This window comes from Maribacter sp. UH1 (assembly GCF_056839145.1).
Window position 1 is genome coordinate 2,577,186 of the sequence record NZ_CM166387.1, and the last position, 12,568, is coordinate 2,589,753.

The following is a 12,568-nucleotide window of genomic DNA, read 5'->3' on the forward strand; positions in this document are numbered from 1 at the left end:
AGGTAGTTCCCCCAAATCACCAAAAAGCCAATAGAAATATTGGCTTTTTTTATTTTAATCCTTTGGTCTGAATTTTATGAAAACTATCGGCTTGTAGGCGAAGTAGTTCTTCTGCTTTTTTCTTTTTATAGCCGTACAATTCCTCTTCTCCCTTCAAATCTTCATATATTTTCTGATTAATTTCTCCGTCAGTTGAAGCTATAAGTTGACGTTGCGCCAATTTTTGCTCTACCCAAGTAGAAAGTACACTTTCTTCCTCTTCTAATTTAATATCATATTCTCCTTTAGGGGCAAGTAATTTGGCTATTAAAGGCGATGTTTCAATAGCCAAGAACAATAGAAATATAAAGAAAGAAGGTAACCAAGGTAATTCATCTAATGCGGTAATTCTTGCCATTAATCCGTCAAAACCATCTATAATGGGTTGTGAATTTTTAACTACTTCTGCATATTCCGTATCTAATGCTGCTATTTGAGATTCTATCGCCGATACTTTTTCATTATTAGTAGTTTTTAGTGCCTGTAATTCTGCAAGGGCTGCATCATGCTTATCTCGTTTTTCAGCATAAACGGGACCTTTACCTAGCAGTTTGGTTCCTGCAGTACCTTCGGCTTCATTGATATAAATATCATACAGTGCATTCGTCTCTGTTTCTTTTATTGAAACTTCATTTTTTAATGCAGCTATTTCTTGATTCAATTGCTCAACCCTTGGCGTATATTGCAACGCAAGTTGGTCTTTATTGGCAAGTGTAAGTTCATTTTTTTGCTCTAATAGTACCTGATTTATTTCTTTCTCGAAAATTTTCATTTCCAAGGGTTTTGAAATTACTATGGCAATTATGACTGCGAGAATGATACGCGGAGTAGCCTGTAAAAATTCTTGACCAAAATTGTTTCTCTTTTTAATGGTAGCAACTATAAAACGGTCTAAATTGAATATTAATAGTCCCCAAATGAAACCGAAGAATACTGCGGTATACACATTGTCGAAAACCGTGAATAATGCATAGCTACTAGCAATAAAAGCCATTACAGCTGTGAAAAATACAGTAGCGCCAATACCTGCATATTTGTTTTGTTCACCTTTAGAGCAGGTTTTTAAAAGATCGGCATCTGCCCCTGAGCAGAGAATAAAGAAGTCTTGTATCATGATTAATGATTTGTTTTTTGACCATCCATACGGCTGGCAAGTTGATGATGATGTATACTGGGTGAACGTAACTATTTCACTTTTGGTACTGAAAAAGCCCTCGAAAAGAGGGCTTTAACATATGTTTGACGTTGTGGTTATCTTATTGTTACAGGTTCTTTGGTAATTAGTACTTCTGCTTTGCCATGTTTCTCTCTAGATTCTATGTTTAACTCTTTGTTTTTCTTTAGTAGGTCAATGGCTTTGTCAGACGAAACCTTTTTGCCTTCATAGAAGAATGTTGCTCCTTTTTTTGCCATATCAATGGCATAATCTAATGGAGATGGTGGAGTAGGAGGTGAAGGGGCAACCGGACCGCTAGTTTTAGAATGAAAAGTTTGGGTGTTTGAAGGAATTCCGTTTATAGCCTTTGCATCGAGGTTTAAATGATCATATCGATCTTGATTTTTAATTATTTCTTTTAGTTGGTTACTAGCATAGTTAGTCGTGTTCAGTGTTTTTGGTGCATGGGGTGAGCGGGGCGGTGCAGGGAAATTTAATGATGATTCTATAAGTGTTTCTGGTTCTTTTGGAGCTGGTGGAGGCGGAATATTACTTTTTTCTCCTTTTGCCACTTTAGGTGCCTTTGGAGCAGGTGGTGGTTCTGGGAACTCAGGGAATGTTTCTGCATTCACTTTTTGTTTCTCAGACATTAATCCGTAGATATATTTTAGTTGATCAACATCAGATTTTAGAATGCGTATGTTGCCGCCTTCGGATATCATAGTGTTATAACTTTTTGCCAACTTATTGTAGGTGGATATTTGCTCTTTTGTAGCACCATCTTGATTTTGCTTAGGCAAATACTTGGGGAAGGGTTGAGCCTCCTCTCTTTGAGCTGGATTCATATTTCTATAAAGAGATTCCAATATTTTCAAATCATTAAGTGGAATTTCTCTCGTTGCAATGGGAATAGCGTTGTATTTTTTAGCAAGGTTATTATATGTGGAAAAAGCTCTCTTGTTTAGGCTGGTATGGATATCACCCGAAGTGGTATATATAGCAAACTGAGCACTGTCAAAGCTTTCTAATGGAGACATTGCTTTTATACTGTTTCTATTAATATAACCGTTTAATTTGTAAGCAGGTAAATTCTCTTTATCATTAATAGATATTATATCGTTTGTAGAATTTAGTTTAATCCATGACGTAACGTCTACTAAATAATGTGATTCATTAACCTTTATAATACAATTAGTATTACCATTTTTTGCATCCTCTAACTTTGAATTCAAAAACCGTTCGCTTTCAATTATAGATTTGTTTTTTAAAACAGATGCATAATCTAAGTTACCGTTCCTCGTAAAAAGTTTAGAGAACTCAGTTGTATCTCCATTATTTTTTTGAAGACCGAAGAAGAAGGAGCTAGTAATTTCATTTTGAAGATTTCCCCAATGCTCATTCTGTAATAATGATTTATAGCCATCTTTTCTGACCGTTAGGTTAAAATTTAATTCACCTTGTGAGTCATTATTTAATTCAAACGAATAATAACCTTTAATGTCTGTTTTGGTGAGAACAGTTCCGTTATGGTCCTTAATTTCTGCATTTACTAAAGGTTCTAAAGTTTCAGAATCTACTACTAAACCAGCAAGTTTTATTACTCTGTTGGATTTTTTGATTGATTGCTGGTTCTCTTGTTTGGTATAATAATTTCCTCTAGAGTCAACTAATTGATTATTCTCAATTTTAAACGACCAATCTTCATAGCCATAGGTGAAATAATAACTGTTGCCACGTTTCTTAGGGTAATAACGAACGGCTTTTTTATTACCCTCTATAAAATCAAAAACCATATAAATATCGTATTCGGAAACAATTATTTCAATGTTATTTTCCTCATTACGCCATGAGCCATTTAATTGATTTTTTAAGCTTTTTTCTTTGCGGATAAATCTTTCTCCGTTAATTTTAATGGTTTCTTCTTTTGCGTTTATTTCAATTAATATCTTTTCTTCATTAGGCTTGGAATAATAGTAAAATTGACCTTTTTGTTTTTCAATTTTTAAGATATGACCTTGGTTATTACCCCATAGTAAATTTTCATTTTCTTTTGTAATTGTTAATTTTTCTAATTCATTTTCTTTATTTAGCCAATCTCCATTAATGGAGTTACTATCGGGTTTACTTATGAATTTTTCTTTTCTTTCTGCAAAACCATAAAGCATTAAAGCCAATACAGGTAGCAACAATAGACTTCGAATTGCAATTCCTTTTTTTGATGTTTGTTTTTTCATGATGATGAATCGTTTTTTGATTGATGAATAATTTATGGCATTTGCAATACCAACTGATTGATGGGTGTTAAAGCTGTCGTTTGATAAGTACGACAGTAATGTATTTTGATAGTTTAAGTGGTCTTCTTGACCATTTAGTACAGCACTATCTGCTAAGAATTCATGGTTTAGTTTTATTGTTTTTTTGTAAACGTAAATCAATGGATTAAACCAGAGTACCACTTGCAATACCTCTAGAAAAAGAACATCCAAACTATGCCTTTGTATAGCATGGGTTTCTTCATGTAGCAGCACAGAATTAGGTATGCTTTTAGTCTCAAATTTTTGTTTGTTCAGAAATATGTACTTTAAAAAAGTGTGTGGTGGCAGTTGTTCTTTTAATAGGATTCTATAGATAGTACTATGTTTCGTTTTTGGATTGTTACGAATACGTTTCCATATTTTAAGTAGATTAAACATAAAGCGAAATGCGAATCCTGCAACTCCTAATCCGTAGATAGTCCATAGTATTAAAGACCAATTCATGGGCGATTTTTCAATAGTCTGAACTACTGGTGGTATGTTCTGGGGTTCATTTATGGATATAATTTGAGTGACTGCCGTGGTGGGTTCTACTTCAACATATTCTGTAAATACAATTTGTGGTATTATAAAAGACGCGATGACTGCAGTTAATAGAAAGAATCTTTTAAATTGATGCATACTTTCATTCTCCAAAAGGAGTTTGTAGAAAAGCAAAAAGATGCCCATGCATGCGGCGGATTTTAAAAGATAGATTTCCATAATTACTTCTTTTCTATTTCAACATCTATTAGTTTTTTAAGTTCTTCCAATTCAGCTTTACTTAAATTGGTTTCTTGAGTGAAAAATGATGCGAACTGACTGGCACTATCATTGAAAAAGTTTTTAATGAGTCCGTTAACGTGTTTAGAGAAGTAATCTTTCTTTTTTACCAGCGGATAGTATTCTCTACTTCTACCAAAGCTTTTATAGTCAATAAACTTCTTGTCGGTCATTCTTTTTAAAAGTGTGGCAACAGTTGTTGTAGCGGGTTTTGGCTCTGGATAAGCATCGAGTAGATCTTTCATGAACGCCTTTTTGTGCTTCCATAGAATATTCATTAATTCTTCTTCCGATTTGGATAACTGCATTTTCTACAAGTTTAGAGTATGTTCTACAAACATAGAACATATATTTTGATTCTACAAATGTAGAGTAAGTTTTGTTTTTTTTTGCCTTAGGGATAGTAATGAAAAGCCCGCATTTGCTTTTTAGCAAAGCGTACTTGTAATGTATAGCCCGACCCCAATTCTTTGGGGAAAGGTCCAATTGACCAATTTAAAAGATGTAAATTCGTATTATAAAAATAATGAATAATGAGTGTATTAGCAGATTTGGAAGCGCGTAGTGGCTCCACTTGCGAATTATGTACGGGAACCAATAATTTAGAGGTTTTTGAAGTAGAACCGGTTTCTATTAGTGGAGTCGATTCAAGTATTTTGGCTTGCGAAACATGCCGTACCCAAATAGATGATCCAGAACAGATGGATGCAAACCATTGGCGTTGTTTGAACGACAGTATGTGGAGTGAATATGACTCAGTGAAAGTTGTAGCTTGGCGAATGCTTTCTAGATTAAAATCTGAAGGCTGGCCTAAAGATTTGCTGGATATGATGTATTTGGAACCAGAGGTTTTAGATTGGGCAAAAGCTACTGGCGAAGGATTAGCAGAAAGCGAGAAAATAATTCACCGAGATGTAAATGGGGTAATTCTTGAAAATGGCGATAGTGTGGTTTTGGTTAAAGACTTAAAAATAAAAGGTTCTAGCCAAGTAGCCAAGCAAGGTACCGCGGTTCGTAGAATTTCTTTAGATCGTGAAAATGCAGAATACATTGAAGGTAAGGTAGGACCAACCATGACGGTTATCATTACCAAATATGTAAAAAAGATTTAAGCCAAGAAGCTTATTTTTTTGTTACTTCGGTATAACCTAACATTTCTGGTTCTTCTTTTTTAACATTATAGCAAAGGGAAGCTCTGTTTAATCCATAGGTTTTACCATTTATAATTTCATTGTTAATCTGTAGTTTACCTGAGGTTCTCCATGCTTTTTGCTTTCCTTCTCGTTTTCCGTTTATATAATTGAATACGTAGAAGGGAGAGCCATCTGCATACCACTTCTTCTGTGTACCTTCCATTTTACCATTATAGTACCAGTTGTCAGCTTTTAGATTGCCGTTTTTCCAATATATATAGTGTCTACCTGTAACGCGGTTTTGCTTGTATTGTTTGGTTTCAAAAAGTGCTCCTGTATCGTAATAGCTGCTATAAGAGCCATGACGTTTGCCTTTATAAACAGAGGTGTAAGCTATCATGTTAACTTGCGTATGAGTCTTTTTTAAGATGCCAGAATATTTTTTGCCCTTATAATAGAAAAGACCATTTTTAATAGCGTAATCAGGATCGGTGCTATTTATAGTATCGTTTGGTACACCTGAAAGGTCTATAGCTATAGCTACACTTTGTGTTTGTAATGCAAATTTGTTAATAGTTCTATTATCATTGTCTTTGGTAGATTGTTTACATGAAGTAAAACTGCAAAGCATGCCTAAGATTATAACAATACAACAAAGGTATTTTATTGTCAAAGTATTCATAGTTTACTTAGGATCTTTTAAAGCTAATAATGATGGTTTGAATCATAAATAAAAATATGAAAAAGATAGCTGGGATTTTTTAATTATCACAGCTAACTTTAGTTTGTTATGATGGTATTCTAATTACCTGACGAAGGTCCGGGAGTACCATGATAAGCACCTGCCTTCATTAAGTACCAACCTGTGTTAAGATAATTTTCACTACTACAATGGTAATGATATATACCTTCGGTGAAATCTGCTGTTGCGGCAATGTGTCCCCCATTTTCATCCAAATCATCAGGGTAGGTACCGTCTGCCTCTTGACGTCCATAAATAGGGAATCCATCTCTTAAAAATCCTATTAAATTAGAATCATTTACAGTAGGGTATGTACTACCATCGTCTTCGGCATAAATACTTAATTGCGATGCTGTATGGTAATGATAATCTGAATTAGGACCTGGGTGTGCGCCTGCTGAATCAAAAGTACTCATGGCAACAACACCAAGTACATCTCTACCTTCGGAATCATTATAAATAGGAACTCCGTTTAAAGCTAAACCTATTAACCCAAGATCGGTTTGTTCTTTGTTTTCGGCTTCTGAAGGATTAGTAGGGATTTCCATACTATAATCAAAAGCTATCATTTCCATATTCATGTTATTTTGATAGGTTATTAACGTATTACCTTCACTATCGGTACTGATTAATCTACTTAATTCTTCTGCATCATCGTCATAGGCATCGGTATCATCAATAATATAAGTAGGGAAAGATTCGTACAATTCATGCTCCATACCTTCAATATCCCAATATGGTGTTTTGTGATCAGGAAGGCCTGTACTGGTTATAATAATAGTTTCGCCCTCAACGTTAACCGTGACACCATTTTCTGAGTCGAAAACATTCTGGACTACAGAGGAAATATCAACTGAGCCATTTTCAGATGTGGTAGTAGTGGTTGTTGTAGTCTCGTCATCTGTACTATCAGAATTACTACAGCTTGCGAAATAAAACGGTAATAGAATTAAAAAATACTTTATCATTATCTTGATTTTAAATAAGTTAAGATGATTTATTTATTAAAAATAAGATAGATAACAATTGGTGTTTTATGAATTCTGTGAATAGTAGTTATATTTAAGTGAAACTGTACTCTGAGTCTTTTTATATTTATTTAAAGTTTGAGGTATTGGTTTATTTAAAATTTCACTACTTATTATATATACAGAGAAGCGACTTATAGCTTTGGCATACCAAAGCTATAAGTCGCTTCTTTTTTCTGAAAGACTGAAACTAATGGGTGACTACTTCTTGTTCATCTCAGTAAAATACTCATAGAAATAAGGAATGGTTTCAATTCCTTTAAAGTAGTTCCATACTCCAAAATGTTCGTTAGGGGAGTGTATGGCATCACTATCTAAACCAAAGCCCATAAGTATGGTCTTGCTTTTTAGTTCTTGCTCAAAAAGGGAAACTATAGGAATACTACCACCACTACGTTGCGGTATCGGTTTTTTGCCGAATGTAGTTTCATATGCTTTTGAGGCAGCTTGGTATGCAGTAGTATCGATAGGGGTTACATAACCTTGTCCGCCATGGTGAGGTTTTACAACTACCTTCACGCCTTTTGGGGCAATAGCTTCGAAATGTGTTTTAAACAAGTCGGTAATTTCTTTCCAATCTTGATTAGGAACTAATCGCATAGATATTTTGGCGTATGCCTTACTTGCTATGACCGTTTTTGCACCCTCTCCAGTATATCCACCCCAAATGCCATTAACATCTAATGTGGGTCTAATAGAATTACGTTCGTTGGTAGAATATCCTTTTTCTCCGTAAACAGATTCAATATCTAAAGCCTCTTGGTATTTTTCAATACTAAAAGGTGCTTTTGCCATTTCTGCACGTTCACCAGCAGAAAGTTCTTCTACTTTGTCATAAAAACCGGGTATTGTTATATGATTATTTTCATCGTGTAGACTAGCAATCATTTTGGTTAAAATATTGATAGGGTTGGCAACCGCACCGCCATATAAGCCAGAATGTAAATCACGATTAGGACCAGTAACTTCTACTTCAACATAACTAAGTCCGCGTAAACCTGTAGTTATAGACGGCACATCATTGGCAATCATACCTGTATCAGATATTAAAATAACATCGTTAGCCAGTTTTTCTTTATTCTGGGCTACGTAAATGCTTAAGTTATTACTGCCAACTTCCTCTTCACCTTCAATCATGAATTTTACATTACATGGTAGCTGGTCGGTTTTCACCATAAGTTCCAATGCTTTTACATGCATATACATTTGCCCTTTGTCGTCACACGCACCACGGGCAAAAATGGCTCCTTCTGGGTGTAAGTCCGTTTTTTTAATTACCGGCTCATAAGGTGGCGAAGTCCATAATTCCAATGGTTCTGCCGGTTGTACATCATAATGACCGTATACTAGAACCGTTGGTAGTTCTTTATTAATGATTTTTTCGCCATAAACTATAGGGTAACCGGCTGTTTCATGAATTTCAACAACATCACAACCTGCATCCTCTAATCTGGACTTTACCATTTCTGCAGCATTTAAAACATCTTGAGAAAAGGCAGGGTCTGCGCTAACAGACGGTATTTTAAGTAGTTCTATGATTTCATTTAAAAATCTGTCCTTATTTTCCGCTATATAATTCTTTACGTTTATCATGTGCTTTTTTATGTAACTTTCGATAAAAGTACAAAAAGCGTAATTTTTAAATAGCTAAAATTTAGAGAATTGATTTTTTGCATTATATTTGCACCCCGATAATCATATATCGTGATTTTGGAAAGTATGCAGGCGTGGTGGAATTGGTAGACACGCTAGACTTAGGAATTAGACAAGTAAAAGTCTAAAAAGATTTTAAAATGCAGGTGTGGTGGAATTGGTAGACACGCCAGACTTAGGATCTGGTGCCGCGAGGTGTGAGAGTTCGAGTCTCTCCACCTGTACTAAAAGCTCTCAAGAAATTGGGAGCTTTTTTCATTTAAAAATAGCCTTCTTTTTTACTCAGGTACAACATAGGTACAACATTTGTAAATTTTCATACTTCAATTTTATTAACTCTTTATTGATATTATTTTCTTTCAATAAGAATTAAACAATTCCGATTTTAATATTTTCTTGGTTAAATGTAGTAATGCATTTAGCTCCACTCCCTTCCATTTTAAACTTCACCTAGTTTTTTAATTCACTTACCGAGTCTCCATCATCACCTTTTTTTGACAGCAAAACAACAACATTCAGTTTTGAACTACGGCATAAACCAGGCTCATACCTCGCTCTTTTTTATACGTCTTATCAAATCTGAATATTGAATCACACGGGGCATCAAAAAAAGGTAACAACGAAGGCTCTATGGGAAGTAAATCAAAATATCGAAGTATGAAATCATCTCAAAATATCCAAAAAGGAAGTGGAACTAAAATTAACAAAACCAGCAATGCTGGAAAAAGGAAAACACTCTGGATATAATAAGTAAATCACTTTTAAATAAATATAAATCTTTAAATCTATAATTATGAGTACAATTAAAAATCATGTGCAGTTAATTGGAAATGTTGGACAAGAACCAACGGTTACAAACCTCGAAAGTGGAAAAAAAGTAGCCCGTTTTTCTTTGGCTACCAATGAGAATTACAAGGACAGTAAAGGCGAAAAACAAACAGATACGAATTGGCATACGGTTGTTGCTTGGGGTAAGACTGCTGAAATCATCGAAAAATTTGTAAACAAGGGAAAGGAGGTCGGAATTGCTGGAAAACTAAAGACCAGAACTTACGAAACCGAAGATGGAAACCAACGCTATGTTACGGAAATCGAAGTAAACGAAATATTGCTTTTAGGAAGTAAGTAAATCAAAAAAGAAAGAGGGCATCTCTCGCAAAAGTTCTGCCCTCTTTTTCATTATTAATCCCTTAAGAAATAAACAATGAAAGACAAAGTTAACGAAATTCGAATTAGTTACAAAGAGCGAGTACCAGCACCTTTTTGGCAACAAATAAGCTCTTCCCAAGACGCTAGCGAATTAGTATACCAACATTGGAATAAAAATACCATAGAACTACACGAATCCTTTAAAGTGGTGTTATTAAATAATAGCAATAAAGTAAAAGGTATTTATCAATTGTCAGAAGGTGGAATTACAGGAACGCTTATTGATTTACGCATATTATTTGCCGTAGTATTAAAAACGCTATCTGTAGGTATTATTTTAACACATAATCATCCTAGCGGAAAAGTACTTCCTAGTGAAGCAGATAAAAGAATTACGGAGAAAATAAAAAAGGCAGCGGCTCTTTTTGATGTCAAAGTATTAGACCATTTGATTATTACTCCAAATGGGGAATACTACAGTTTTGCAGATAATTCCATATTATAATTTTTAGACTATGATATACTTAAATTATAACAACCTCGATGAAGAAACCCAGCAACATTTGCTATCCGTTTCTAAAGAAGAAATAGAAAGTAAATTTGGTAGGGATTTAAAAATATATGCTAAGGAAAACCATATGGAGTATGAAACTATTCTATATGAGGAAGCCGTCAAAAATTTATATGCATATTCCTATGTTTTCAACATTTGAACCAGTAGAAGTAAGTGTTAAGGCCTTTGATTTTCAAGGGTCTTTTTTTATTGAAAAATATAGGCGGATATTTCCTAACCTGAAGTTCTGTTTTAAGCAAAATCCTATAATCATACATAATGGTTTAAAAACGGGGTATTAGAGACTAATGCACGTTTCAATTTCTTAATTCAAATAGATAGATTTATAAGGCAATATTTTTAGAAAAAAGGCAACCGATTTTTTAATCTGGTTGTTCGGAATTTTTGTTCGCTTGGGGCGAACGAAAAGGAGAAGCAAGAGGGTAACACGCGCTGCGATGTTCCGATAAGCCTCTTGTTTTTAAATAACAGAAAATCAGTTATTTAAAAATAAAATCAAGATGAGAAATGAAAATTAAGATTGGTTTTTAGAGTAAAAAGGAATTCAGCCTAGGAAAAACAGAGAATTTTTAGAGTAAAAATGGATAACGGATACGAAAAAGAACAGTTTACTACCATTAGTTTTAAAGACTCCGTTGCTAAAAAATTCAGAATTTTTAGCAAGAAAATGGGAGCGTCCAATTCTATGACTTTATTGATGATGCTAGACTTTTTTGAAACCAATAATCTGTCTCCAAAAGAATCTATTGGTCCAACTGTTCATACACTTGAAAACTTGATAAAAAAAAGAGTAAGTGCCGTTATTGCCATTTTAAGAGATATGGAAAAGAGTCAAACGAAACCTACCGTTGCAATGATGCAGTCACTTTTTGAGGAAGTAACACCAGAACCTAAAAGCAAACCGCTTTTAGTGGAGAAGAAGAGTATTAAAAAAGAAGAGAAAATTCGTTTTCGTGAAAAATAAAATTACAGAATTATTTCATATGTATATTACCATTACACCACAGATAGTAGGAGGCGCTTATTCACAAAGTGTTGCCGATTTTGTGACGTATTTAGAAAAGGAAAATCAAGGTTTGGAACAACAAGATATGGAACACTTTTTCAATCAATATGGAGATAAAATAAACACCAAAGATGTAATAAAGGAGATTGATGGAAATGGAGCGAAACTAAAAAAGACAGAACCAAAATTTTATTCCATAACAGTAAGTCCAAGTACATATGAATTAAAGCAATTACAAAATAGCAGTAAAGATTTAAAAGCATATACTCGTGAAGTAATGAAAAATTATGTTACGTCTTTCAATAGAGAAATCAATGGCAAGCCGATTACTATTAATGATATAAAATACTTTGCCAAAATAGAACATCAACGAAGTTATAAAGGAACAGATAAGCAGGTAAAAGAGAACCAATCTTTTGCCACAAAAATACTTCAGAACAAACAAAAAATTCGAAAGATAGAACGTGGAGAATTATCAGGAAATATTGGAATGTTAAAGCAAAAGATAAATCAATTAGAAAAAGAAGCTCCACATCAACAAAATGGAAAACGGATTATTCAAGGCTTGCAAAAAGATGGCAACCAAAGCCATATTCATATTATAGTGAGCCGAAAAGATGCTTCTAATTCGGTGAGTTTGTCACCAGGAAGTAAATACAAAGCTTCGGATGTGGTGATGAACGGTAAAAAAGTAAAACGTGGTTTTGATAGAGATCAATTTTTTGCAAATGCAGAAAAAACCTTTGATAAACAATTTGGCTACAAACGAAACTATGCGGAAACCTATCAAGCAAAAAAGGATTTTGTTAAGAATCCGAAGCTATATTTTTCTGTATTAATGGGTTTACCAAAAAATGAAAAAGCTATTGCTTTTAAAATGTTAGGAAAGTCTGGTCTTCCAATGATGAATATCCCAACAAACAAAGTGCAATTGGCAATAAAAGCCATTAAACAATTGAAACACGGTGTTGATATAGCTATTAAATCAAGTTCTATAGGGATATGAATTTG

At 34.0% G+C, this 12,568-nt stretch carries 12 protein-coding genes and 1 tRNA gene; 7 read left to right on the forward strand and 6 right to left on the reverse strand.

Annotation, left to right across the window (positions count from 1 at the left end; all coding sequences use genetic code 11):
- Positions 1-49: 49 nt before the first annotated feature.
- The 3 genes from UH1x_RS11155 to UH1x_RS11165 form a co-directional block, all read right to left on the reverse strand.
- On the reverse strand, positions 50-1,153 hold the full coding sequence (locus tag UH1x_RS11155; protein WP_482621756.1) for a DUF4407 domain-containing protein: 1,104 nt from the start codon (positions 1,151-1,153) through the stop codon (positions 50-52).
- Positions 1,154-1,290: 137 nt separating this feature from the next.
- The gene (locus tag UH1x_RS11160; RefSeq protein ID WP_482621757.1) at positions 1,291-4,212 is read right to left on the reverse strand and encodes a M56 family metallopeptidase; all 2,922 of its coding nucleotides are present in this window, start codon (positions 4,210-4,212) and stop codon (positions 1,291-1,293) included.
- Between the two features lie 2 nt (positions 4,213-4,214).
- Positions 4,215-4,580: a BlaI/MecI/CopY family transcriptional regulator gene (locus tag UH1x_RS11165; protein WP_405410717.1), complete on the reverse strand. Its 366-nt coding sequence runs from the start codon at positions 4,578-4,580 to the stop codon at positions 4,215-4,217.
- Between the two features lie 225 nt (positions 4,581-4,805).
- Between UH1x_RS11165 and UH1x_RS11170 the strand changes: the two genes are divergently transcribed.
- Positions 4,806-5,384, forward strand: a complete 579-nt coding sequence (locus tag UH1x_RS11170; RefSeq protein WP_482621758.1) for a PhnA domain-containing protein — start codon at positions 4,806-4,808, stop codon at positions 5,382-5,384.
- Positions 5,385-5,394: 10 nt separating this feature from the next.
- Here UH1x_RS11170 and UH1x_RS11175 read toward each other — a convergent pair whose 3' ends face one another.
- The 3 genes from UH1x_RS11175 to UH1x_RS11185 all read right to left on the reverse strand — a co-directional run bounded on the left by UH1x_RS11175 (position 5,395) and on the right by UH1x_RS11185 (position 8,768).
- Positions 5,395-6,036 (reverse strand): toxin-antitoxin system YwqK family antitoxin, encoded by a 642-nt coding sequence (locus tag UH1x_RS11175; RefSeq protein ID WP_482621759.1) that lies wholly within the window; start codon positions 6,034-6,036, stop codon positions 5,395-5,397.
- 170 nt (positions 6,037-6,206) lie between these two features.
- On the reverse strand, positions 6,207-7,115 hold the full coding sequence (locus UH1x_RS11180; RefSeq protein ID WP_482621760.1) for a YHYH protein: 909 nt from the start codon (positions 7,113-7,115) through the stop codon (positions 6,207-6,209).
- A gap of 261 nt (positions 7,116-7,376) precedes the next feature.
- A complete protein-coding gene (locus UH1x_RS11185) occupies positions 7,377-8,768 on the reverse strand; it encodes a dipeptidase (RefSeq protein WP_482621761.1) in 1,392 nt (463 codons plus the stop codon).
- 202 nt (positions 8,769-8,970) lie between these two features.
- Between UH1x_RS11185 and UH1x_RS11190 the strand changes: the two genes are divergently transcribed.
- From UH1x_RS11190 to mobB, 6 genes are all read left to right on the forward strand, one after another.
- Positions 8,971-9,052 (forward strand) — tRNA-Leu (locus UH1x_RS11190).
- A 569-nt stretch (positions 9,053-9,621) separates the two neighbouring features.
- On the forward strand, positions 9,622-9,957 hold the full coding sequence (locus UH1x_RS11195; RefSeq protein WP_482621762.1) for a single-stranded DNA-binding protein: 336 nt from the start codon (positions 9,622-9,624) through the stop codon (positions 9,955-9,957).
- Between the two features lie 75 nt (positions 9,958-10,032).
- A complete protein-coding gene (locus UH1x_RS11200) occupies positions 10,033-10,482 on the forward strand; it encodes a JAB domain-containing protein (protein WP_482621763.1) in 450 nt (149 codons plus the stop codon).
- 10 nt (positions 10,483-10,492) lie between these two features.
- Entirely contained in the window at positions 10,493-10,690 is a 198-nt protein-coding gene (locus UH1x_RS11205) for a hypothetical protein (RefSeq protein ID WP_482621764.1), read from the forward strand.
- 441 nt (positions 10,691-11,131) lie between these two features.
- Positions 11,132-11,515 (forward strand): BfmA/BtgA family mobilization protein, encoded by a 384-nt coding sequence (locus UH1x_RS11210; protein ID WP_482621765.1) that lies wholly within the window; start codon positions 11,132-11,134, stop codon positions 11,513-11,515.
- Between the two features lie 19 nt (positions 11,516-11,534).
- Positions 11,535-12,563 carry a MobB family relaxase gene (gene mobB / locus UH1x_RS11215; protein ID WP_482626505.1) on the forward strand — a complete coding sequence of 343 codons (1,029 nt, stop codon included), beginning with the start codon at positions 11,535-11,537 and terminating at the stop codon, positions 12,561-12,563.
- The last annotated feature ends 5 nt before the right edge of the window (positions 12,564-12,568 follow it).

Excerpts from the sequence above, each read along its gene's own strand:
- UH1x_RS11155 (WP_482621756.1), bottom strand. The coding sequence starts at position 1,153 with ATGATACAAGACTTCTTTATTCTCTGCTCAGGGGCAGATGCCGATCTT.
- UH1x_RS11160 (WP_482621757.1), bottom strand. The coding sequence starts at position 4,212 with ATGGAAATCTATCTTTTAAAATCCGCCGCATGCATGGGCATCTTTTTG.
- UH1x_RS11165 (WP_405410717.1), bottom strand. The coding sequence starts at position 4,580 with ATGCAGTTATCCAAATCGGAAGAAGAATTAATGAATATTCTATGGAAG.
- UH1x_RS11170 (WP_482621758.1), top strand. The coding sequence starts at position 4,806 with ATGAGTGTATTAGCAGATTTGGAAGCGCGTAGTGGCTCCACTTGCGAA.
- UH1x_RS11175 (WP_482621759.1), bottom strand. The coding sequence starts at position 6,036 with ATGCTTTGCAGTTTTACTTCATGTAAACAATCTACCAAAGACAATGAT.
- UH1x_RS11180 (WP_482621760.1), bottom strand. The coding sequence starts at position 7,115 with ATGATAAAGTATTTTTTAATTCTATTACCGTTTTATTTCGCAAGCTGT.
- UH1x_RS11185 (WP_482621761.1), bottom strand. The coding sequence starts at position 8,768 with ATGATAAACGTAAAGAATTATATAGCGGAAAATAAGGACAGATTTTTA.
- UH1x_RS11195 (WP_482621762.1), top strand. The coding sequence starts at position 9,622 with ATGAGTACAATTAAAAATCATGTGCAGTTAATTGGAAATGTTGGACAA.
- UH1x_RS11200 (WP_482621763.1), top strand. The coding sequence starts at position 10,033 with ATGAAAGACAAAGTTAACGAAATTCGAATTAGTTACAAAGAGCGAGTA.
- UH1x_RS11205 (WP_482621764.1), top strand. The coding sequence starts at position 10,493 with ATGATATACTTAAATTATAACAACCTCGATGAAGAAACCCAGCAACAT.
- UH1x_RS11210 (WP_482621765.1), top strand. The coding sequence starts at position 11,132 with ATGGATAACGGATACGAAAAAGAACAGTTTACTACCATTAGTTTTAAA.
- mobB (WP_482626505.1), top strand. The coding sequence starts at position 11,535 with ATGTATATTACCATTACACCACAGATAGTAGGAGGCGCTTATTCACAA.